Raw genomic sequence first — 21799 nt, forward strand, 5'->3', positions numbered from 1 at the left:
GCCCATGTCGGAGAGCTCCGTCCCGAACGTCCACCACCACACCCGCCGGATGTCCGGTCGCGACCCGGAGGAGCGACACCGGGTCGCGACCCCGCTGGAACTGCTGTTCGACCTGACCTTCGTCGTCGCCTTCGGTACGGCGGCGAGCGAGCTCGCGCACGCCCTGTCGGCCGACCACGTCGGGGCGGGCATCGTCGCCTTCTGCTTCGCGACCTTCGCCATCTCATGGGCGTGGATCAACTTCACCTGGTTCGCCTCGGCGTACGACACCGACGACTGGATCTACCGGCTCACCACGATGCTGCAGATGGTCGGCGTGCTGGTGTTCGCGCTCGGCCTGAAGCCGATGTTCGCCTCGGTCGTGGACCACGGCGACACGCTCGACAACGACGTCATGGTCGCCGGCTACGTCGTGATGCGGGTCGCGATGGTCCTCCAGTGGTGGCGCGCCAGCCGCCACGACACCACCCGCCGCGCGGCGTGCCATGCCTACATCGTCTCGATCCTCGCCGCGCAGGTGCTGTGGTGCGTCCTCGCCCTCGTCGACCTCCCGGTAGGGACCACCTTCGCCCTCATGGTGGTGCCCTTCCTGATCGAGATCGGCGGCCCGGCGTACGCCGAGACCCGCCGCGGCGGGACGCCCTGGCACGCGCACCACGTCGCCGAGCGGTACGGACTGATGGTCATCATCGCCCTCGGCGAGGGCATGATCGGCACCATGGCCACGCTCGCCGCGCTGGCCGAGGACGGCCTGACCTGGGACGTCGCGCTGCTCGCGCTGGCCGGCACCGCGCTGGTCTTCGGCATGTGGTGGGCCTACTTCGTCGTCCCGGCCGCCGACATCCTGCACGCGCGCCGCGAGCGCTCCTTCGTCTTCGGCTACGGCCACATGGCGGTCTTCGGCAGCATCGTCGCCGCCGGGGCGGGGCTCGACGTCGTCGCCTACCACTTCGAGCACCACTCCGACCTGGGGCTGGTCGGGTCGGTGCTGGCGCTGGCGATCCCGGTCGCGGCGTTCACCCTCCTCCTGTACGCCGGCTACGCGGCCCTCACCGGGACCCTCGGCTCCTTCCGCCTGGCGCTGCTGGCGGGCTCGGCCGTGACCCTCGTGGCGCCGGTGCTGATGGCGGCCGCCGATGTCGACCTGACCTGGTGCCTGCTCGTGCTGGCGCTGACGCCTTGGCTGACGGTGGTCGGCTACGAGACGGTGGGCCGGTCGCGCGGCGCGGCGACCAGACAGATCACCGTCGCCACGGCGATCAGGCAGCCGGAGACCAGGAATCCCCGGGCGTAGCCGGCGTTCAGGGCCTCCAGCGGCGGGCCGTCGTGGTGGCGGGTGACCGAGCCGGCGACGGTGACGAGGACGGCGAGGCCGATGCTGCCGCCGATCTGGCGGGCCGCGTTGAGCATGCCGCTGGCGAGTCCCGCCTCGGCCGGGTCGACGCCTGTCGTACCCATCGAGGTGTTGGCGACCAGGCAGGCGCCGAGGCCGAGGCTGGCGACGATCGACGGCCCGAGCATGTTGGCGACGAAGCCGCCGTCGGTCCCGATGGCGCCGAACCAGCCGATGCCGATCGCGGTGAGCGCGAGGCCCAGGCTCACCGGCAGCCAGGGGCCGCGCGCGGCCACGAGTCGCATGCCGATCATGGTCCCGGCGACCGTGCCCAGGCTGAAGGGGACGAAGGCCAGGCCCGCCTCCAACGGCGTGTAGCCGAGCACGTTCTGCAGGTAGAGCGAGGCGAGGTAGAACGCCCCGAACTGGCCGAGGGCGATGAAGAACACCAGCACGCTCGCGACCGCCAGGGACCGCTGCCGCAGCAGCCCGAGCCGGACCAGCGGCTCCCGGGCGAACCGTGCCTCGACCACCAGGAAGAGGGCGCCGAGCACGAGCGCGAGGCCGAGGAAGCCGAGGGTGTGGGCGGAGTCCCACGCGTGGCGGTCGGTGCGCACCACGGCGTACACCAGGGAGGTCGTCGCGGCGGTGACCAGGACGGCGCCGGCGACGTCGAGACGCGGGCGCCCGCGGTGCAGGTTGCGGATGCTCGCCAGCGCCAGGGGTACGGCGACCGCGGCGATCGGCACGTTGACGAAGAACACCCAGCGCCAGTCGAGCCACTCGGTGAGGGCGCCGCCGAGCAGGACGCCGGCGGCGCCGCCCACGCCCATCACCGCCGCCCAGATGCCGAGCGCGCGGCGCCGGTCGGGCCCCTCCGCGAAGGAGGTGGTGATCACGGTCAGGCTGACCGGGAGGAGCAGCGCGCCGGAGACGCCCTGGACGGCGCGCGCCGCGATCAGCTGGCCCGGCTCGGTGGCCAGGCCGCCGGCCAGCGAGGTCAGGCCGAAGACGCTCAGGCCGACGATCGCGGCGGTGCGCTGGCCGAACAGGTCGGCGATCCGGCCGCCGAGCAGCAGCAGGCCGCCGAAGGTCAGCGTGTAGGCGTTCACCACCCACTGCAGGTCGGCGGGGCGGAAGCCGAGGTCGTCGCGGATGGAGGGCAGCGCGACGTTCACGACGGTGATGTCGAGGACCACCATGAGCTGGCACAGGCAGACCGTGGTGAGGACCAGCCCCGGGCGGGCCGTCGTCCGAGGCGGGGCGGGGGTCGTCGTACTCATGGAGACTCCTTCTTGGACACTGTCCAATAAGGTAACCCTAAGTTGCCGGGGTGCCAACCCCCGTGTGGCACCGTGGTCCCGTGGCCGTCCGACCGTCCGCCTCCCGCACGCAGCTCACGCCCGACCACGTCGTGGCCGCCGCCCTCGACCTCACCCGCGAGCACGGCATCGACGGCTGGAGCCTCCGCGACCTCGCCACCGCCCTCGACACCTGGCCGAACACCGTCACCCACCACGTCGGCACCCGCGAGCAGGTGTGCCAGGCCGTGGTCGAGCGGGTGGTCGCCGAGATGACCAACCCGCCGGCGGACCTGTCCTGGCAGGACTGGTTCCGGGCGTTCCTGCGCGACGGGCGGGACGTGCTGCTGCAGTACGGCGGCGTCGCCCGCCGGCTGTGCCGCGACGGTCCCGCCGTACCCTCGGCGATGCCGATCATGGAGCGCGGCGTGACCCGGCTCATCGACGGCGGCTTCGGCGACGACGCCCCGCGCGCCTACTCGCTGCTGCTCAACAGCGCGATGCTGCTGATCGCGCTCGCCGACGACCGGCGCGAGGCCGGACAGGAGCGCAGCGAGGTCGCGGACCGGATCCGGGCGTTCGCCCCCGGCCCGGAGGCCGGGCCCGCGTGGGCGGCGATGCACGGGTTCCTGAGCGGCTGGGCCACCGACGGGGAGCGCACCTTCACCGAGCTGTTCGACTTCACCGTGGACTGCGTGATCGCCGGGCTCGAGGCGCGGCTGCGCTCGACCTGATCAGTCCGCGTCGCGGAGCGGGTGGGCGAGCTCGTCGGCGGGCAGCCGCGCGAGCACGATGGCGGCGGCCGCGACCACGCCCGGCACCAGCGCCGCGATCGCGAAGGTCGCCTTGAGCCCGATCAGGTCGGAGATCGGGCCGGCGAGGGCCATCGAGACCGGCATCAGGCTGATCGAGACGAAGAAGTCGAGCGAGGCCACCCGGCCCAGCAGCTCGGGCGGCACCCGGCGCTGCAGCAGCGTGCCCCAGATGACCATCGGCGCCGAGAACAGCACGCCGACCACGAACGCCGCCGCGACGACCTGCCACACCGCGGTCGCGAAGCCGATCAGCAGGAAGGGCAGGCAGCCGACGCCCCACATCAGGTTCATCCAGGTGAGATAGCGCCGCGGCATCGGCAGCGACCCGGTGACCATCGAGCCGACCGCGCCACCGATCCCGAAGCCGGCCATCACCAGGGCGTGGTCCCCGGGCCCGCCGCCGAGCTGGTCCTTGATCAGGAAGGGCACCAGGACCTCGAGCGGCCCCATGATCACCAGGATCATGACCGACGCGAAGAGCAGGGTCGCCAGCAGCCACGGGGTCCGGACCATGTAGACGAAGCCCTCGCGGATGTCCGCCAGCGCGGTGGCGACCGCCTGGCGAGCGCCGCCGCCGGCTCCCTCCTCGGCCGCCGGGAGCTCCCGTCGTACGGCGGTCAGGGGGACCAGCGCCAGCACGAGGAGCCCGGCGAGGTACGCCGCCGCGGCCACCGAGATCGCGGCCGAGGAGGACGCGGCGCCGACCACCGCGCCCGCGACCGCCGGGCCGGCCGCCTGGCCGATGGTCGGGCGGACCATGCCCTCGAAGCCGTTGACCGCGAGCAGGTCCTCCTCGGGCACCAGCGCCGGCAGCCACGCGGAGTAGGCGGGGTAGTAGAACGCCATCGCCATGCCGGCCACGAAGGCGACCACGGCGAGATGCCACAGCTGGGTGAGATCGGCGAAGGACAGCACCGCGACCAGCGCCATCCCGGCCAGCTCGACCGAGGTGGTCACCAGCAGGATCAGCTTCTGCGGCACCCGGTCGGCGACCACGCCGCCGAGCAGTGCCGGCAGCACGACGCCGACCGCGCCGGCCGTGGAGACCACCGACAGCGCGCTCGCCCCGCCGCCGATCCGGATGACCTCCCAGACCAGGGCGACCACCCACACGCCGCCGCCGAAGCTGGTGAGCACCAGCGCCGAGCCGAGGCGGCGGTAGGCGGCGTGCCGGAACGGGGTCAGCGCGCGCGGCAGCCGCCGGGCGGAGGGCGCGGGCACGCCGGGCCCCGGCCCGTCGGGCGGGGGCGTGAGGGGGGTGAGCTGGTCCGTCATGGTCGTCCTCCAGTGTGGAGGTGAGGACCGACATCGGCCATCGATTTCATCGGAGATCGCGGGGTCACGTCACGATCCGACAACCTCAACCGCCGTCGAGGTCAAGGTGTCGGACCCCCTGGTCAGCCGGCCGGCAGGGCGACGTACGTCGTGTCGAGGTACTCCTCGATGCCCTCGAAGCCACCCTCCCGCCCGAACCCGCTGGCCTTCACACCTCCGAACGGGGCGGCCGGGTTGGAGACCAGGCCGGTGTTGATGCCGAGCATGCCGGTCTCGAGGCGCTCGGCGAGGCGGATGGTGCGGGCGAGGTCGCGGGTGTAGGCGTAGGCGGCGAGGCCGTACTCGGTCGCGTTGGCCAGCCGGATCGCCTCGTCCTCGTCGGTGAACGTCGTGATCGGCGCGACCGGGCCGAAGATCTCGTTGCGGACCGCCTCGGCGTCGGCCGGGACGTCGGCCAGCACGGTCGGCGGGTAGAAGAAGCCCGCGCCGGCCGGCGTACGACCGCCGGTGAGCAGCCGGGCGCCGCGGTCGACCGCGTCGTCGACGAGGGCCGCGACGGAGGTGACGGCGTTCTCGTCGATGAGCGGACCCACCTGGACGCCGACGTCCTGGCCGCGCCCGACCCGCAGGTCGCCCATCCGGTCGGCGAGCTTGGTCCCGAACTCCTCGGCGACCGAGGCCTCGACGAGGAACCGGTTGGCCGACGTACAGGCCTCGCCCATGTTGCGCATCTTGGCGATCATCGCGCCGTCGACCGCGGCGTCGAGGTCGGCGTCGGCGAAGACGAGGAAGGGCGCGTTGCCGCCGAGCTCCATCGACACCCGCTGCAGCTGCCCGGCGGACTGCTCGACGAGCGACCGGCCCACGCCGGTCGAGCCGGTGAAGCTCACCTTCCGCAGCCGCGGGTCGGCCTGCAGGGTCTTGCTCAGGCCGCCGGAGTCCGAGGTCGTCACCACGTTGAGTACGCCGGCGGGCAGGCCCGCCTCCGCCAGCAGCGCCGTCAGCAGCAGCATGGTCAGCGGGGTCTGCTTCGCCGGCTTGACCACCATCGTGCAGCCGGCGGCCACGGCCGGCCCGATCTTGCGGGTGCCCATCGCGAGCGGGAAGTTCCACGGCGTGATGAACAGGCACGGCCCCACCGGCTTGCGCACCGTCAGCAGCCGGCTGCCGCCCGCGGGGTTCTGCATCCAGCGGCCGTGGATCCGCACCGCCTCCTCGGAGAACCAGCGCAGGAACTCCGCCCCGTAGGTCACCTCGCCCTTCGCCTCGGCGATCGGCTTGCCCATCTCCAGGCTCATCACGAGCGCCAGGTCGTCGGCGTGCTCGGTCACCAGCCCGAACGCCCGCCGCAGGATCTCCCCCCGCTCCCGCGGCGCCGTCGCCGCCCAGTCGGCCTGCGCCGCGGCCGCCGCGTCCAGCGCGGACCGGGCGTCGTCGAGCGTCCCGTCGGCGACATCGGCCAGCACCGACCCGTCCGCAGGATCGAGGACGTCGATCCGCGCGCCGCTGCCCGACGGGCGCCACTCGCCCCCGACGTACAGCTGGCGACGCGACTCCGGGAGCAGGTGGGCGAGGCGGTCACGGAAGGTCATGGACCCACTCTGGCACTCCCCCGGTCGGCGCGGGAGCCCGTGACGCGAGCGCAGCGAAGCCCGGGGCGGCGAGGGCGTCAGGCCTCTGGCCGCCGGTCGGCCTGGCGTCACGCCCACCTCCACCGCGCGGCCGGCAGCGTGTCGCAAGGCCGCGAAGCAGCACGGCGCGAAGCCCGCGGGGCGAGCGCAGCGAGTCCCGGGCGGCGAGGGCGTCAGGCCTCTGGCCGCCGGTCGGCCTGGCGTCACGCCCACCTCCACCGCGCGGCCGGCAGCGTGTCGCAAGGCCGCGAAGCGGCACGGCGCGAAGCCCGCGGGGCGAGCGCAGCGAGTCCCGGGCGGCGAGCGCCGTATGCGACACGCTCGGCCCAACCAAAACGGAGAGAGCCCCTCATTGCATGGGGTCAACGAGGGGCTCAGTCGTATCGGTGCTCCCTCCGAAGTACGACTGAGGCCACTCTAGCGCGCCACCGGCGAGGGACAAGGCCCTTTCCGGAAATTCCCCCATTCGTGCGCGGACCGCCGGGACCTCGGTCCACCCACCCCTCAGCGCCCACCGCCGGACGGGACGGTCCTGCCCGCGAAGGCGGCGAGGCGCTGGTAGGCGTCGGCGTCGTCAGGAGCGGGCTGCTCGGGCAGGAACGCGCCGCCGCGGTTGTCCGCGGTGAGGTTCGCCTGCATGAACGCCAGGCCGCGCTCGGCGACTTCGGCGTCGAGGTCGCCCGTGGGGTGCCCGATCGTCGTGGCCAGGTCGTAGGTGTGGACGGCGATCTCGGCGGACTGCCAGTCCGGGCTCATCGGGGATCCGCCCTCGCCGGCGTCCCGCCACGCCGCGAGCAGGTCGTCGGCGCCCGCGCGGAAGGCACGGGCCGGGTCGGCCCCGGCGGCCGGGGCCGGGACGGACCAGTCGACCTCCTCGCCCCGCATCATCTTCGCGGCCCGGGTCGGACCCTCGACGACATGGTCGACCAGGTCGGTCAGGGTCCAGTCCTCGCACGGTGTGGGCCGGTCGAGCTGGTCGGGCGCGATCTCGGCCAGCAGCCGGGCCAGCTGGTCCAGCCCGCGAGCGAGAGCGGACAGCGCGGCGTCGTCAGCGGCCATCAGCCGACACTAGCGCGCCGCGGAGGAAGTCCTCCAGGATCGGGCCGGCGGTCTGCGAGCCGGACTCGCCGGTCTGGACGAACACGGCGACGGCGAGGTCCCCCTGGGCGGCGACCATCCAGGCGTGGGTGCGGACGGTGCCGCCGTCGGCGTACTCCGCCGTGCCCGTCTTGGCGATCACGTCGGGCCCGGGGACGTCGGCCAGGCCGCGACCGCTGCCGCCGGTGACGACCCGGCGCAGCATGGCGCGCAGCTGGTCGGCCTCGGCGGCGGCGAGCGGGGTCGCCTCCGCGGGGACCGCGACGTCGACCTGCTCGACGAGGCGGGGTACGACGGTCGCGCCGGCCTGGACGCTGGCGATGACGGTCGCCATGGCCATCGGCGAGGCGAGCACCTTGCCCTGGCCGATGAGGGAGGCGGCGGCCTCGGTGTCGCTGGCGGGGTCGGGCACCTCGCCGAAGTACGCCGGGAAGCCGAGGTCGTGATCGATGCCGAGGCCCAGCGTGGCGGCCGCCGCGGCGAGGTCGCCGGTGTCGAGCGCGCCGCGCTGCCCGATGAGGGCGGTGTTGCAGGACTGGGCGATCGCCTCGCGCAGCGGGATGGTGCCGAGGGCGGAGGACGGGTAGTCGGAGTAGTTCTTGAACTGCTTGCCGGTGACCGTGATCGTCGGGGTGCACTCGACGGGCGTGTCGGGGGTGAGCCCGGCCCGCAGCAGGGCGAGCGAGGTGACGATCTTGAACGTCGACCCGGGCGCGAACTGGCCGAAGGTGGCGTAGTTCTGGCCGCCCGTGCCCGCGTCGTTGGCGGCGGCGAGGATCGCGCCGTCGCTGGGACGCAGCGCGACGAGGGCGGCGGCCGGGCCGGTCGCGGCGAGGACCTTCTCGGCCAGCGCCTGCAGCCCCTCGTCGAGGGTCAGCGCGAGCGGCTGTCCGGGGACGGCGTCGCGGCGGTAGAGCTCACGGCGCTCCCCGCCCTCCGCGGCCTCGTCGGAATCGTCGGACGGAAGGGCGTAGACGACCCGGCCGACGCTGCCGCGGAGCTGGTCGTCGTAGCGCGCCTGGAGGCCGGAGAGGCCGGCGATGTCGCCGCTGCGGTACTTGTCGGGGTCCTTCTCGACCATCTCGGCGGTGACCGGTCCGACCCGCCCCAGGATCGGCGCGGCGAAGTCGCGGCTGGGGGCGAGGGCGAGCTCGTCGTCGACGGTGTGGGCGCCCGCGATGCCCGCGAGCGCGTCTGCCAGCCCCGCCGGCTCCTCCCCCGCGCGGTAGGTGATCGCCTCGACGAAGGCGCGCGGACCGGCGGCGGTGACCGCCTTGACGTACGGCTTCACGTCGACGTCGACGAGCCTCGCGAGGGCCCGGGCGGACGCCGGCGCCTGGGCGACGTCGACGCGGGAGCGGTCGATCCCGACCCGGACCACCGCGCGCTCGGTCACCAGGACGGCCCCGTCGGCACCGGTGATGTCGCCGCGGTCGGTCGCCAGGGTGACGGCGTCGAGGGTCTCCCCCTCGGCCAGGTCGGGGGCGACGAGGTCGGGCTGCCAGACGACCTGCCACGCCTCGTCGTCGTCCGTCGCGGGACGGAGCTCGACGACGGTCTCGTAGGTCCACGGATCCGCGCCGTCGACGACCGCCCACGACCACGTGGCGCGCGCGGTGGAGGAGCCCTCGCTCTCCTCGACCTCGCCGATCTCGACCGTCGGCGCGAGCCCGTCCATGCCGGCGACGATCGCGCGATAGCTCTCCAGCACCTCGTCGGCGGACATGCTGCCGAAGGCGAGGGTGTCGAACGGGTTGGGGCCGTCCTCCTCCGCGTCCGTCGAGGCGGCGGCGACCAGCGCGCCCTCGAGCTGCGTGAGCGTCGCCTGCGCGGCGTCCCTCCCGTCGTCGCCGGAGCAGGCGCTCAGGGCGCCACCGAGCACGATGAGGGAGACGAGCGCTGCCGAGATCCGCCGCATGACGAAGGTTCTACCAGCCGCCCCCGTCACCCGTGTCCGGCGAGGAACCGGATGCCGCGCGTCGTACCGTCGACGATGTCGGAGACGTGCGCCTGGAAGCCCGGGCAGGTCGTGATGTCGTGGGCCCGGCACTCCAGGGCGTGCTGGGTCATGTGGCGCGACCGCTCGAGCTCGGCCTGCCGGCGGTCGAGCTCGTCGAGGTGGGCGCGCAGCGCGTCCCGGCGGCCGTCGACCGAGGCGTCGACGAGGGTGCGGATCTGGTCGAGGCTCATCCCCGACGCCTTGCTGGCGAGGATCGCGGCGACCCGGTACGCGTCGTCCTCGCCGTAGACCCGGCGCCCCGCCGAGTCGCGCGCGGGGCGCAGCAGGCCCTTGTCCTCCCAATGCCGCAGCACGTGGGTCTCGAGCTCGAACCGTGCGGCGAGCTCGCCCACGGACCACCGGATGCTCCGGGTACTTGACTTCATGTGAACATGAAGTCACACCCTGGAGCCATGATCAACTCCACCAGCGAGAACCACGTCTACGACGTCGCCGTGATCGGCGCCGGATCCGCCGGCCTCCAGGCCGCCCAGACCCTCGGCCGGATGCACCAGTCGACGATCGTCCTCGGCACCGACCGGTACCGCAACGACCCCACCGGCCACATGCACAACTTCCTCGGCCACGACGGCGCCCCGCCGGCCGAGCTGCGCGTGGCCGCCCGCAAGGACGCCGAGGCGTACGCCGACGTACGGTTCCTCGAGGCCGAGGTCACCCGGGTCTCCGGCGAGCTGGGGGCGTTCGTCCTCGAGATCGCCGGCGAGGTGGACGTGCGCGCCCGCCGGGTGCTGCTCGCCAGCGGCGTCCGCGACACGCTCCCTGGCATCCCCGGGATCGCCGAGAACTTCGGCGACCTGGTCGCACACTGCCCGTTCTGCCACGGGCACGAGTACGCCGGCACCCCGATCGGCATCCTCGGCGCCGGCCCCCATGCGGGCGCCATGGCGTCGATGCTCCAGCCGCTCTCCGCGGACCGTGTCGTGCTGACCCACGGCGAGACCCTCGACGACGCGACCCTCGCCCTCCTGGACCGCCTCGGCGCCACCGTCGTGACCGCCCCGGTCGCCGCCGTACGCCGTGAGGGGACCGGCTGATCGTCCGCCTGGCCGGCGGCGAGGAGCTCGCGCTCGGCGGGATGATCGTGAAGACCGACTGGCAGCAGGCGACGCCGTTCGCCGAGCAGCTCGGGCTGGAGATGTCGGAGCTGGGCGCCGTGCTCGTCGACGGCTTCGGCCGCACCGACGTCCCCGGCGTCTACGCCGCCGGTGACATGGCCCAGGGCCCCGGCGTCCCCATGCCGATGGCCGCGGTCCTCGTCGCCGCGTCCGCCGGGCTGGTCGCCGCCGCCGCGTGCGTGCAGGACGCCGCGCTGGCCCGGATCGCCTGAGCCACCGCCAAGCGGTCGTCTTGCCGCCAGGCGGCCTCGGGTGTCTCGAACTCGACCGCGCGGCCGGCAGCGTGTCGCCCGCGCGCAGCGCGTCGAGGCGTGCCCGCGGGCTGAGCGAAGCGAGCGCCCGCGCGGTGCGCCTCGACAGGCGACACGCTCGGCCCAAAGAGCTCAGTACCAGCCGGTGCGCTCGGAGTGCTCCCAGGCCTTCTGGGCGTTGCCGTACCGCGCGGCGATGTAGGCGAGCCCCCACCGGATCTGGGTCTCCGGGTTGGTCCGCCAGTCGGCGCCGACCACGGCCATCTTGGTGGCGGGCAGCGACTGGGGGATGCCGTAGGCGCCGGAGCGGGGGTTCTCGGCGAGGTGGTTCCAGCCGGACTCGCGCTGCCACAGCGCGTCGAGGTAGGGCCACTGGTCGGCGGGGAAGCCGAACTCGATCATCTCCCGGTAGCCGAGCGCCCGGTTCGAACCGGGGTCGACGGCGGCCGGCAGCGGGACCTGCGGGAGCTTCTTGGCGATCCGCTCGGCCCGCCGTGCCAGCTGGCGCATGATCTCGACGGTCGGTACGTCGGCGCGTGCGCCGGAGGGCGGCGGCGCGTCCGGTGACGTGGCCGGCGCGGTGGGCTCGGCGATGGCGCTCGTCGGCGGCGCGGCCGGCTCGGCGACCGGGTCGGAGGACTCGGCGCACGCGGCGCAGAGCAGCGCGGCCAGGGCCGCGATCCCCCACCGCACGGCGGTCATCCGTCGTGCTTGCGGGACTTCTTGGGCGGGCCGTAGTCGCGCTGCAGCTCGATCAGCTTGCCGCTGATCCGGGTCTGCTTGAGCCGCTCCCACGCGTCGTCGGGGAGCCGGGCGGGCAGCTCGACGATGGAGTAGTCGGACCGGATGGTGATCTTGCCGAAGTCGCGGCGGTCGAGGCCGCCCTCGTTGGCCAGCGCGCCCACGATCTGGCGCGGCTCGACCCGGTGCCGCTTGCCGACCTGGATCTTGTACGCCGTCAGGTTGCCCTGCCGCGGCCCGCGGTCCCGAGCGCCCCGGGCTCCCCGGTCGCCCCGGTCGCCGCGGTCCGGCCGGTCGTCGTACCGCTCCTTGCGGGGACGCCGCTCCGGCTCCGGCTCGGGCTCCAGCAGCAGCGGGGTGTCGCCCTGCAGCGCGATGGCGAGCGCGGCGGCCACGTCGGCCTCGGGCACGTCGTACTCACGGATGTAGTGACCGATGACGTCACGGAAGAACCCGAGCTCCGGCGACTCCAGGGCCGCGGTGATCTGGTCGTCGAACCGGCTCAGCCGCGACTCGTTGATCGCCTCGACACTCGGGAGCTGCATCTGCTCGAGGGTGGAGCGGGTGGCCTTCTCGATGTGCTTGAGCAGGTACCGCTCGCGGGGGTGATGAACGAGATCGCGTCGCCGCTGCGGCCGGCACGGCCGGTGCGGCCGATCCGGTGGACGTAGGCCTCGGTGTCGGTGGGGATGTCGTAGTTGAAGACGTGGCTGATCCGGGGTACGTCGATCCCGCGGGCCGCGACGTCGGTGGCGACCAGGATGTCGAGCTTGCCGTCCTTGAGCTGGTTGACGGTCCGCTCGCGCTGCGCCTGGACGATGTCGCCGTTGATGGCGGCGGCGCTGTAGCCGCGGGCGCGCAGCTTCTCGGCGAGGGTCTCGGTCTCGTTCTTGGTGCGCACGAAGACGATCGCGCCCTCGAAGTTCTCGACCTCGAGGATCCGGGTCAGCGCGTCCACCTTCTGCGGGTAGCTGACCATGAGGTAGCGCTGGCGGATGTTCTCCGCGGTGCGGGTCTTGCGCTCGATCGAGATCTCGACCGGGTCCTTGAGGTAGGTCTGGGACAGCGCGCGGATCTGCTTCGGCATGGTGGCCGAGAAGAGCGCGACCTGCTTGTCGACCGGGGTGTCGGCGAGGATCGTCTCGACGTCCTCGGCGAAGCCCATGTTGAGCATCTCGTCGGCCTCGTCGAGGACCAGGAAGCGCAGCTCGGTGAGGTCGAGCGTGCCCTTCTCCAGGTGGTCCATGATCCGGCCGGGGGTGCCGACGACGATGTGGACGCCGCGGCGCAGCGCGGAGAGCTGGACGCCGTACCCCTGGCCGCCGTAGACGGGGAGCACGTGGACGCCGCGCAGGTTGGCGGCGTACTTCTCGAACGCCTCGCACACCTGGAGCGCGAGCTCGCGGGTGGGCGCGAGGACCAGCGCCTGGGGGGGCTTCTGGGTCAGGTCGAGCCGGTCGAGGATGGGCAGCGCGAAGGCGGCGGTCTTTCCGGTGCCGGTCTGGGCCAGGCCCATCACGTCGCGGCCCTCGAGCAGGTGCGGGATGGTCGCGGCCTGGATCGCGGACGGCGACTCGTAGCCGATGTCCCGGAGCGCCTTGAGAATGCGGTCACCGAGGCCGAGGTCGGCGAAGGTCGGGGGCTGGTCCGCAGCGTCGGTTGCCTGGTCGCTCACCCGTCAAGGGTAGTGCCGTCAAGCGTGCGGGGCGTGATCCTCGTCGCGGTGCGCTGGGTCACGGAGGTTCGGACGCTCGCAGTCTGGTAGGGCTGGCACTTTGATAGGGATGTCCGTAATGCCACGGGGTGGCCATCCGCTCCAACCATCGGCACCCCGTCAAGCTCCGGACGACGAGAAAGAACTTCATGAGGCCTGACCCGACCCCCCGCCGCCCCGGCTCCTGCTCCGGCACCTGCTGGTCGCGGCGATCGCCGTCCTGCTCTGCACCTCCGGCCTCGTCGCCGGCCTCGCCGAGCCCGCGAGCGCCGCGCCCAAGCCGGCCAAGGTGAAGGGCGTCAAGCTCAAGAAGCCGACCGTCACCGGCGCGACCGCCTCCTTCAAGGTCAAGTGGAAGCGGGCGGCCCGCGCCACGACGTACAAGGTGAAGTGGAAGGTCCCGGGCGGCAAGCCCAAGAAGACCAAGACCCGCAAGACCTCCCACGTCATCGGCGGGCTGGCCCAGGGCGCGAACTACTGCGTGAAGGTGCGGGCGCTCAACGGCAAGCGGAAGGGCAAGTGGTCCAAGCAGATCTGCCGTACGACGCCGCGGCTCGACCCGGTGCAGCCGGTGTGGGTCGACCAGCAGCAGGTCCAGGGCGCGTCCGTCGCGGTCAACTTCCGCTGGAACGAGGTCGCCGGCGCGACGTCGTACGAGCTGGCCTACGTTCCGGGCGAGAAGGACATCCAGAAGCACAAGAAGAAGAAGGTCGTCACGGTCGGCGCGACCGGCACCGGCACGGTGAGCGTGCCGGTCGGCGGTCTCGATCCGAGCCAGACCTACTGCTTCCAGGTACGACCGTCCGGCCCGAAGGGCACGGGCGCGTGGGGCGTGGCCGGCTGCAAGTACACGACCCCGACGACCCGCGCCGCCGGCGGACCGCTGCAGGTCAACATGATGACCTGGAACATGTGCACCGCCGTCTGCACCGGCGTCCACGACTGGTCGCTGCGCAAGGCCGACGCGATCGCGCGGATCGGCCAGATCGCTCCCGACGCCGTGGCCACCCAGGAGTCGGGCCAGGCGATCGACGACTTCGACGCCATGCCCGACTACGACATGGCGTGCAAGGTCGGCGACGGAGCGCCCAACCAGCCCGGCCTCCCCGCCGGCGCGAAGAACCAGGGCCTGCTGATCAACAACGCCAAGTTCACCGTGATCGCCGGGACGGCGAACGGCTACCGCTTCCTGCCCGACACCCACGGCGGCTGCTGGGTCCGGGTCAAGGACAACGCGACCGACCGGGAGCTGATCCTCGCCAGCGTGCACCTGATCCAGCCCGCCGCCGGCTCGGACCAGCTCCGGCTCAACCAGATGGCGGCCTTCTGGAGCGCGATCCAGGCCGACCCGAGCACGACGGGTCTCCCGATCGTGCTGGCGGGCGACTACAACTCCGAGCGCAACCGGGCCCTCGACGGCCCCCGACAGCACCTGAACTTCTTCGGCTTCGACGACGCCTTCGACGTCGCCGAGCAGTACGCCTCCCTGCCGTACGTCAACTCGTTCAACAACTGGACCTACCCCGGGCCGATCTCCCTGCGCTGGGGAGCGCACGTCGACCGGGTCTTCGTCCCGCCGGGCGCGCGGGTGACGAGCTGGCGGATGGAGCAGCCGTTCGCCAACGGGCCCGGCACCCGCCAGCTCTCCGACCACTCCCCCGTCCGGGTCACCGTCGAGATCCCGTGAGCCCTGTGCCCCACGCGAATTCGTCGCGAATCCCCCGGTGTCGCGACAGATCCGCGTGGGGCGCGCTCACTCCACGGTGACGGACTTCGCGAGGTTGCGGGGCTTGTCGATGTCGTGGCCGAGCTCCTGGGCGGCGTGGTAGGCGAGCACCTGGAGCGGGACGGTCATCAGGATCGGGTCCAGCTCGCGCTCGTTGCGGGGTACGTCGATCCGGCCGGCCAGGGTGCCGTCGAGGTCGCCGAGGGCGACGCCCTCGTGGGTGACGACGACGAGCGGGCCGCCGCGGGCGGCGATCTCGTGGAGGGCGGCGACATTGCGCTCGACCAGCTCGTCGTCGGGGACGATCGCGACGGTGGGCACGTCCGGGGAGATGAGCGCGAGCGGGCCGTGCTTGAGCTCGCTGGTCTGGTAGGCCTCGGCGTGCCGGTAGCTGACCTCCTTGAACTTCTGCGCCCCCTCGCGGGCGACCGGGAAGCCGCGGACCCGGCCGATGAAGAACAGGCTCTCGGCCTCGGCGAGCCGCTTCGCGACGACGGCGAGCTCGGCCTCGGTGGCCAGCACCTGCTCGATCTGCTCGGGGATCCGGGTGAGGCCGGCGATGAGCCGCTTGCCGTCGGCGATGGACAGGTCGCGGACCCGGCCCAGCTGGACCGCGAGCATCGCGAACGCCAGGTACATATTGGTCAGCGCCTTGGTCGAGGCGACCGCGACCTCGGGCCCGGCGTGGAGGTAGATGCCGCCGTCGACCTGGCGCGCGATCGCGGAGCCGACCACGTTGACCAGGCCGATCACCCGCCCGCCCTTGCGCTGGATCTCCTGCACGGCCAGCAGGGTGTCGATGGTCTCGCCGGACTGGCTCACCGCGACGTACAGCGTGTCGGGCTCGACGATCGGGTTGCGGTAGCGGAACTCGCTCGCGGCCTCCGCGTCGGCCGGGATCCGGGCCAGCTCCTCGAGCAGCGAGGCGCCCATCTGGCCCACGTAGTACGCCGATCCGCAGCCGAGGATCTTGACCCGGCGGATCGCGCGCAGTTCGCGGGCGTCGAGGTTGAGGCCGCCGAGGTGGCCGGTGCCGAAGCGCTCGTCCAGCCGGCCGCGGAGCACCGCCTCGGCGCGCGCGGGCTGCTCGAGGATCTCCTTGTGCATGAACGAGTCGTGCTCGCCGGCGTCGTACGACGCCGGGTCGACGTCGACCTGGCTGGCCCGGCGGTCGGTGGCCGAGAGACCGGTCGCGTCCAAGCGGTACGTCGTGAACCCGCCCGCCGTGACCGTGGCCATCTCGCCGTCGTCGAGGTGGGCGACCGTGGTCGTGTAGCGCACGAGCGCGGCCAGGTCGGAGGCGACGTGCATCTCGTGGTCGCCGACGCCGACGATCAGCGGGCTGCCGTTGCGGGCCACCACGAGCCGGTCGGGGAAGTCGGCGTGGGCCACCGCGATGCCGTACGTGCCCTCCACCCGGCCGAGCGCCTCGGCGACGCGCTGCTCGAGGGTCTTCGCGGACGAGCGCGCGACCAGGTGGGCGAGCACCTCGGTGTCGGTGTCGGAGACGAGGACGACGCCGTCGTCGGCGAGCTCGGCGCGCAGCGCGGAGGCGTTGTCGATGATGCCGTTGTGGACGACGGCGACCCGCGCGGCCGCGTCGGTGTGCGGGTGGGCGTTGACGTCGTTGGCGGGGCCGTGGGTCGCCCAGCGGGTGTGCCCGATCCCGATCTTCCCCCCGAACCGCTTGGGCAGCCCGTCGGCGAGGTCCCGCACCCGCCCGGCCTGCTTGGCCACCCTGAGCCCGCTGCTCCCGAGGACCGCGAGCCCGGCGGAGTCGTAGCCGCGGTGCTCGAGGCGGGTCAGCCCCTCCACCAGCAGGGGTGCCGCCTGCTGGGTGCCGATGTAGCCGACGATGCCGCACATGTGCTGTCTCCTTCTCCGCAGCCTTCGCTGCCTACCGGCGCTGCCTACTAGTACCAGTGCGCCGACCTACCCGTAGATGATCCGGCGGAGTTGGCGCTCCGACAGGTCCGGCGCCGCGACCACGGTGGTCCGCAACTCCACGCGGAGCCGGGCGAAGATCGCGTCGTTCCGCGCGCCCTGCGTCCTCAGCTCCCCATGCCGCCGCCGGACCCAGGCCTCCACCGTCTCGTCGTGGAAGGCGAGGACGTCCTGGATCAGCCGGACGGCCTCCGCGGTGCCCAGGCCGGTGCTGTCCCGGACGTGCTGGAGGAGCCGCGGTTCGACGTGCACCGGGTGAGCGTGCACCCATCGCGCGCCTTTCTCAAGTTCCTGCCCGAAATCGGGCAGATCGGGGACGTTCGTCCCGTAGGACGCGGCGCGCACAGGAGGTGGAGCGCAGGTACGCCGTGGGGCCCTGTCACCACGCCGGAGTGGAGCGGAGAGCGGGAGAATCCCGCAATTCCGACCCGTCGAGTGGGGGACGTGCTATCTTGGTGAACACAAGGTGAACAGGAGGTGACCCATGACCGACACGAACATGACCACGACGCATCTCGAGATGCGCTGGCTGCCCGTGACCGGCGCCGACGGACGTACCCGGATGGAGGCCGTCTGGGTCGAGGTCGGCCAGCCCGCGGCCGCGCATTCGCACGCTGCCTGACGCACGCGACTCTTTCGGAAGCCGCCCCCCGATCCCGGGGGGCGGCTTCCGTCGTTCGCCGGACTTTCGTTCGCCGTGACCCAGGTCACGCCTTGTCCCGGAATGGTTGACGTGTCACCATTGGTTGTCGTCTTTGAAGATTCAACCAAACCGACCTTCCCAGGAGCGAGCAGACATGTCCGAAAGCGCAGCCCTCACCGACATCAGCGGCGACTACACCCTCGACACCGCGCACAGCCGCCTGGGCTTCGTCGCTCGGCACGCGGTCGTCACCAAGGTCCGCGGCCAGTTCACCGACTGGAGCGCGACGGCCCACATCGACACCGCCGACCCCGCGGCCTCCTCGGTCAGCCTCACCATCAACCCGGCCAGCGTGAGCACCGGCGCCCCCGACCGCGACGGCCACCTGACCTCCGCCGACTTCTTCGACGTCGCGAACTTCCCGGAGTGGAAGTTCGTCTCCACCGAGGTCAGCCGCGACGGGACCGACTGGACCATCACCGGCGACCTCACCATCAAGGACGTGACCAAGCCGGTCACCATCGAGTTCGAGGAGAACGGCTCGGCCAAGGACCCGTTCGGCAACATCCGGGTCGGCTTCGAGGGCGACGTCACCGTCAACCGCAAGGACTGGGGCCTGACCTGGAACGCCGCGCTCGAGACCGGCGGCGTCCTCGTCTCCGAGAAGATCAAGCTCGAGTTCGACATCTCCGCGATCAAGAACGCCTGATCCCCGCAGCTCCCGCGTCCATCGCGTGCCGGCACCCGGGTGAGTCGTCCAGACTGACCCGGGTGTCCGCCTTCTCCCTGCCTGCCGGCCTCGCCACCCGCCCGCTCGCCCTCGCCGACGCCGCGGCGGTCGCCGACCTCATCGCCGAGCAGGAGCGGTACGACGCCGGGAGCGCCGAGATCGAGGAGGCCGACCTGCTGGCGGACTGGCAGCGGCCGTCGTACGACCTCGGGGCGAGCTCGGTCGGGATCCTCGACGGCGACCGGATCGTGGGGTACGTCGAGCACCTGGGGGAGGAGCGGTACGACGCGGCGGTGCTGCCGGCGTACCGCGGACGCGGGATCGGCACCTGGCTGGCGCACTGGGTCCAGGACCTGGCCCGGCGTCGCGGGATCGCGGTGCTCGGGATGCCCGTCGTCGAGGGCTCGGCGGGCGACCGGCTGCTGACGGCGCTGGGCTACCACGTGCGCTGGACCAGCTGGGTGCTGCGCCTGCCCGAGGGCGCGCGGATCGAGGAGCGGCCGCTGCCGCCGGCGTACGTGCTGCGCCCGGCGACGCCAGCGGACCACGAGCAGGTCTGGACGGTCACCGAGGACGCCTTCCTGGAGTGGTCGGCGCGCGAGCGCGCCACCCTCGCCGACTTCGGCGCCCAGGTGTGGGGCCGGCCGGGCTTCGAGCCGTGGCACCTGCAGGTCGTCACCGCCCCGACGGCCGGGTGGTCGGCGTCGCCCACGTCTGGAACAGCACCGCGAACGACGCCACGGAGACCTACGTGTCGAGGCTGGCCGTCGTGCCGGAGCAGCGCGGCCGCGGGCTGGCGCAGGCGCTGCTCGTCGCCGCCTTCGCCGCCGGCCGCGAGCGCGGCGCGACGTCCTCCAGCCTGTCCACGGACTCCCGCACCGGCGCCCTCGGGCTCTACGAGAGGGTCGGCATGCGTCCCGACTCCACCTGGCTGCACCGCGCCGTCGCCCTGACCGGCCCCACTGACGGATAGGGTCGCGGGCATGGGCGAGGTGTTCGCGGGGCGCTACGAGCTGCTCGACCCGATCGCCGCGGGCGGCATGGGCACCGTGTGGCGGGTGCTCGACCGCACGGCGGGCGAGCTGAAGGCCGCCAAGATGCTCCGGCAGGCGGACGCGGCGATGCTGCTGCGGTTCGTGCGGGAGCAGTCGGTGCGGATCGACCACAGCCACGTCGTGACGCCGCAGTCCTGGGCGGGCGTGGACGACCGCGTGCTGTTCACCATGCCGCTCGTCCGCGGCGGCTCGGTGTCGGGGCTGATGAGGCGCCACGGCGGGACGCTGCCGCCGCGCTGGATCGCCGTGCTGACCGACCAGACCCTGCAGGCGCTGGAGGCGGTGCACACGGCCGGGATCGTCCATCGCGACATCAAGCCCGGCAACCTGCTGCTCGAGCCGACCGGCCGGGGTCGGCCGCACCTGCGACTGACCGACTTCGGCATCGCCGTCCCCAGCGACGAGCCGCGGCTGACCCATGTCGCGATGGTGATCGGCACGCCGGGCTACATCCCGCCCGAGCAGTACCGCGGCGCCGACCCCGACCCGAGCGCCGACATCTACGCGCTCGGCGTCGTCGTGCTGGAGATGCTCACCGGCACCCGGCCGGCCGCCGACGGCGAGCCGGCGCCGATCGACGTCGCGCCGCTGCGCACCGGCGTCGCCGAGCACGACGCGATCCTCGACGTGGTCGCCGCCGCCACGGCGTACGACGCCGCCCGGCGCCCCAGCGCCGCGGAGCTGCGCGCCCACCCGGCGCTCCAGGGGCTGGTCGCCCGCTGGGACGACCCGGCGCTGGGCGACGGGATCGAGGTCGTCGACGAGTACCCCGCCGAGCCCCCGCCCCCGCCCCGGAGCGGGAGCCGACGCCCAGCCGACCGACCGCGCCGTACCCGCCCCCGACCGCGCAGCTCGGCACCGCCGTGCTGCCGCCTCCCCCGCCGCCACCGCCGACCGCCGCCGTCACGGTGGTCGGTCCGCCGACCGCGCGGCGCGCGCCCAAGGACGCCTACGCGCTCCTCGGCGTCGGCACGATCGGGTTGGTCGTCGCGCTGCTCCTGCTGCTCCTCTAACGGCGGGCGCGCAGCCGGACCAGGCCGGCGCCCAGGCACGCGAGGCTGGCGGCGCCGAGCCCGAGGCCGGCCCACCGCCGGCCGGTGAGCCAGCCGTCCTCGCCGCCGACGGGGCTGCCGGACGCGACCGCGGCGAAGGTGCCCTCGCCGACCAGGAACGGCCGCTCCGGGGCGTAGCCCTCCAGGCTGGTCTTCTTGTCCTGCGAGACCACCACCCCGTCGTACGACGGCGCGTCGGCGGCCGCGCCGGTGCTGACGGCGACGGTGACCGTCACCGGGATGTCGACCGGGTCGCGGTCGGCGCTCTCCGGGAGCGGGGAGACCGCGAGCGAGACCCAGTAGTCGCCGGGGAGCCGGCCGTTGACCTGGCGGACCGGGAAGCCGGAGGCGACGAGCACGGTGGGGTCGCGGTCCTCGCTCGGCGCGCGGTAGTCGCCGGTGGAGGAGTCGTCGGAGCCCGACTCGGTGTAGCGCAGGCGGCCGCGCAGCGGGTCGACGAGGTGCAGGGTCAGGGTCGGGCCGCTGTAGGCGAAGGTCTCCTCGTCCTCCGCGGCGGGCACGTCGACCCGGACCACCGGGTGGTCGCCCCAAGCCAGCGGGAGCCGCCACAGCTGTTCGGCGCCCTCGGTGATCGTCGTCTCGACCGTCACCGCCTCGGACCGCGCGTCGAGCTCGGGGGCGTCGGCGAAGGACGCCGCGCCCTCCAGCTCCCGCGGCTCGCCCGCCGTCGGCACGTCGTACGACGGCGCGTCGTCGGCCTCCGCGGCGTCGTCGCCGGAGGACGGCGCCTCCTCGACCACCTTGATGACATAGGGCAGGTCGGTCGTGGCCGAGCCGTACCCGCGGTCGACCTTGATCTGCACGGTCGCGGCGGACCGGCAGACGTCGTCCTTGCTCCCGACGACGATCCGCGTCCCGATCACCGCCTGCGGCACGCTGCTCTCGGCGGAGTCGTTCTCGTCGCCGCAGCCCTGGAGGTCCTTCGCATCCGCGACGGCGACGCCGGCCTGGACCCGGATGCCGTCGCCGCCGGCGCCCTGCGGCGCGCCGAGCACGCCGATGTGGACCCGGCTGCCGTTGATCCGGCGCTGGTAGCTGAAGTACTGCGCGTACGACGGCGACAGGGTCGAGCGCCACAGGCCGGGCGCCAGGTCGGTCGGGTTCGGCTCGTCGGTGCTCGCCTTCGCCGGCAGCGGCTCGCCGCCGAGGTCGACGCCGGTCGCAGCCGCCGCCGCGCCGTACCCGGTCGTCAGGGCCAGCCAGGCCAGGCAGGTGGCGCCGGCGAGCCAGACCAGGTGGACGGGAGCGCGTCGCGGACTCACGCCCGAAGCCTATGAGATCGCGCGGCGACCCAACCGGACCGGCTCGTCGTGCGTCCTCACCTGTGCACCCAC

At 73.1% G+C, this 21799-nt stretch carries 21 protein-coding genes and 1 pseudogene; 10 read left to right on the forward strand and 12 right to left on the reverse strand.

The window, feature by feature from the left end:
- The first annotated feature begins 4 nt into the window (after nucleotides 1–4).
- Nucleotides 5–1294, forward strand: coding sequence for a low temperature requirement protein A (locus FIV44_RS13860; protein ID WP_219996440.1), 1290 nt, complete (start codon nucleotides 5–7; stop codon nucleotides 1292–1294).
- On the opposite strand, the gene FIV44_RS13865 is transcribed toward FIV44_RS13860, so the two are convergent.
- Nucleotides 1198–2616 carry an MFS transporter gene (locus FIV44_RS13865; RefSeq protein WP_141004952.1) on the reverse strand — a complete coding sequence of 473 codons (1419 nt, stop codon included), beginning with the start codon at nucleotides 2614–2616 and terminating at the stop codon, nucleotides 1198–1200. The two genes, FIV44_RS13860 and FIV44_RS13865, sit on opposite strands and share 97 nt — an antisense overlap.
- An 80-nt stretch (nucleotides 2617–2696) precedes the next feature.
- Here FIV44_RS13865 and FIV44_RS13870 point away from each other — a divergent pair, with 80 nt between their 5' ends.
- Complete coding sequence (locus FIV44_RS13870) at nucleotides 2697–3368, forward strand: TetR/AcrR family transcriptional regulator (RefSeq protein WP_141004953.1); 672 nt, start codon at nucleotides 2697–2699, stop codon at nucleotides 3366–3368.
- Here the strand turns inward: FIV44_RS13870 and FIV44_RS13875 are convergent, their stop codons facing one another.
- The 5 genes from FIV44_RS13875 to FIV44_RS13895 all read right to left on the reverse strand — a co-directional run bounded on the left by FIV44_RS13875 (nucleotide 3369) and on the right by FIV44_RS13895 (nucleotide 9838).
- Nucleotides 3369–4724, reverse strand: coding sequence for an MFS transporter (locus FIV44_RS13875; protein WP_141004954.1), 1356 nt, complete (start codon nucleotides 4722–4724; stop codon nucleotides 3369–3371).
- A gap of 122 nt (nucleotides 4725–4846) precedes the next feature.
- Nucleotides 4847–6316 (reverse strand): NAD-dependent succinate-semialdehyde dehydrogenase, encoded by a 1470-nt coding sequence (locus FIV44_RS13880; protein ID WP_141004955.1) that lies wholly within the window; start codon nucleotides 6314–6316, stop codon nucleotides 4847–4849.
- Nucleotides 6317–6859: 543 nt separating this feature from the next.
- Complete coding sequence (locus tag FIV44_RS13885; RefSeq protein WP_141004956.1) at nucleotides 6860–7414, reverse strand: TIGR03086 family metal-binding protein; 555 nt, start codon at nucleotides 7412–7414, stop codon at nucleotides 6860–6862.
- Nucleotides 7404–9371, reverse strand: a complete 1968-nt coding sequence (locus FIV44_RS13890) for a penicillin-binding transpeptidase domain-containing protein (protein ID WP_141004957.1) — start codon at nucleotides 9369–9371, stop codon at nucleotides 7404–7406. The genes FIV44_RS13885 and FIV44_RS13890 overlap by 11 nt, the downstream gene beginning before the upstream one ends.
- A gap of 26 nt (nucleotides 9372–9397) precedes the next feature.
- Nucleotides 9398–9838 carry a helix-turn-helix domain-containing protein gene (locus FIV44_RS13895; RefSeq protein WP_141004958.1) on the reverse strand — a complete coding sequence of 147 codons (441 nt, stop codon included), beginning with the start codon at nucleotides 9836–9838 and terminating at the stop codon, nucleotides 9398–9400.
- A gap of 27 nt (nucleotides 9839–9865) precedes the next feature.
- On the opposite strand from FIV44_RS13895, the gene FIV44_RS13900 reads away from it, so the two are divergent.
- Nucleotides 9866–10507: an NAD(P)/FAD-dependent oxidoreductase gene (locus tag FIV44_RS13900; RefSeq protein WP_181411167.1), complete on the forward strand. Its 642-nt coding sequence runs from the start codon at nucleotides 9866–9868 to the stop codon at nucleotides 10505–10507.
- 8 nt (nucleotides 10508–10515) lie between these two features.
- Nucleotides 10516–10800: an FAD-dependent oxidoreductase gene (locus FIV44_RS33190; RefSeq protein WP_281285865.1), complete on the forward strand. Its 285-nt coding sequence runs from the start codon at nucleotides 10516–10518 to the stop codon at nucleotides 10798–10800.
- 171 nt (nucleotides 10801–10971) lie between these two features.
- On the opposite strand, the gene FIV44_RS13910 is transcribed toward FIV44_RS33190, so the two are convergent.
- From FIV44_RS13910 to FIV44_RS13915, 3 genes are read right to left on the reverse strand one after another with little or no spacing between them, the layout of a single operon-like run.
- Nucleotides 10972–11541, reverse strand: coding sequence for an aggregation-promoting factor C-terminal-like domain-containing protein (locus FIV44_RS13910; RefSeq protein WP_141004961.1), 570 nt, complete (start codon nucleotides 11539–11541; stop codon nucleotides 10972–10974).
- On the reverse strand, nucleotides 11538–12125 hold the full coding sequence (locus FIV44_RS32175; protein ID WP_246086949.1) for a DbpA RNA binding domain-containing protein: 588 nt from the start codon (nucleotides 12123–12125) through the stop codon (nucleotides 11538–11540). The genes FIV44_RS13910 and FIV44_RS32175 overlap by 4 nt, the downstream gene beginning before the upstream one ends.
- Nucleotides 12083–13255 carry a DEAD/DEAH box helicase gene (locus FIV44_RS13915; protein WP_246086950.1) on the reverse strand — a complete coding sequence of 391 codons (1173 nt, stop codon included), beginning with the start codon at nucleotides 13253–13255 and terminating at the stop codon, nucleotides 12083–12085. The genes FIV44_RS32175 and FIV44_RS13915 overlap by 43 nt, the downstream gene beginning before the upstream one ends.
- Nucleotides 13256–13583: 328 nt before the next feature.
- On the opposite strand from FIV44_RS13915, the gene FIV44_RS13920 reads away from it, so the two are divergent.
- On the forward strand, nucleotides 13584–14981 hold the full coding sequence (locus tag FIV44_RS13920) for a fibronectin type III domain-containing protein (protein ID WP_141004962.1): 1398 nt from the start codon (nucleotides 13584–13586) through the stop codon (nucleotides 14979–14981).
- A 66-nt stretch (nucleotides 14982–15047) separates the two neighbouring features.
- On the opposite strand, the gene glmS is transcribed toward FIV44_RS13920, so the two are convergent.
- Complete coding sequence (gene glmS, locus FIV44_RS13925) at nucleotides 15048–16886, reverse strand: glutamine--fructose-6-phosphate transaminase (isomerizing) (RefSeq protein ID WP_141004963.1); 1839 nt, start codon at nucleotides 16884–16886, stop codon at nucleotides 15048–15050.
- A 66-nt stretch (nucleotides 16887–16952) separates the two neighbouring features.
- Nucleotides 16953–17216 carry a hypothetical protein gene (locus FIV44_RS13930; protein WP_141004964.1) on the reverse strand — a complete coding sequence of 88 codons (264 nt, stop codon included), beginning with the start codon at nucleotides 17214–17216 and terminating at the stop codon, nucleotides 16953–16955.
- A gap of 232 nt (nucleotides 17217–17448) precedes the next feature.
- Here FIV44_RS13930 and FIV44_RS30505 point away from each other — a divergent pair, with 232 nt between their 5' ends.
- The 5 genes and pseudogenes from FIV44_RS30505 (at nucleotide 17449) to FIV44_RS13945 (ending at nucleotide 20493) form a co-directional block, all read left to right on the forward strand.
- Nucleotides 17449–17586, forward strand: coding sequence for a hypothetical protein (locus FIV44_RS30505; RefSeq protein ID WP_181411168.1), 138 nt, complete (start codon nucleotides 17449–17451; stop codon nucleotides 17584–17586).
- 175 nt (nucleotides 17587–17761) lie between these two features.
- Nucleotides 17762–18316: a YceI family protein gene (locus FIV44_RS13935; protein WP_141004965.1), complete on the forward strand. Its 555-nt coding sequence runs from the start codon at nucleotides 17762–17764 to the stop codon at nucleotides 18314–18316.
- A gap of 62 nt (nucleotides 18317–18378) precedes the next feature.
- Nucleotides 18379–18657, forward strand: a pseudogene (locus FIV44_RS33575) (GNAT family N-acetyltransferase); the annotation flags it as partial.
- A gap of 374 nt (nucleotides 18658–19031) precedes the next feature.
- On the forward strand, nucleotides 19032–19310 hold the full coding sequence (locus FIV44_RS32185; protein WP_246086951.1) for a GNAT family N-acetyltransferase: 279 nt from the start codon (nucleotides 19032–19034) through the stop codon (nucleotides 19308–19310).
- Between the two features lie 10 nt (nucleotides 19311–19320).
- Entirely contained in the window at nucleotides 19321–20493 is a 1173-nt protein-coding gene (locus tag FIV44_RS13945) for a serine/threonine-protein kinase (protein WP_141004966.1), read from the forward strand.
- Here the strand turns inward: FIV44_RS13945 and FIV44_RS30510 are convergent.
- A complete protein-coding gene (locus tag FIV44_RS30510) occupies nucleotides 20402–21727 on the reverse strand; it encodes a hypothetical protein (RefSeq protein WP_181411169.1) in 1326 nt (441 codons plus the stop codon). The two genes, FIV44_RS13945 and FIV44_RS30510, sit on opposite strands and share 92 nt — an antisense overlap.
- Nucleotides 21728–21799 lie beyond the last annotated feature (72 nt).

This window comes from Nocardioides humi, from assembly GCF_006494775.1.
Taxonomy (GTDB): Bacteria; Actinomycetota; Actinomycetes; order Propionibacteriales; family Nocardioidaceae; genus Nocardioides; species Nocardioides humi.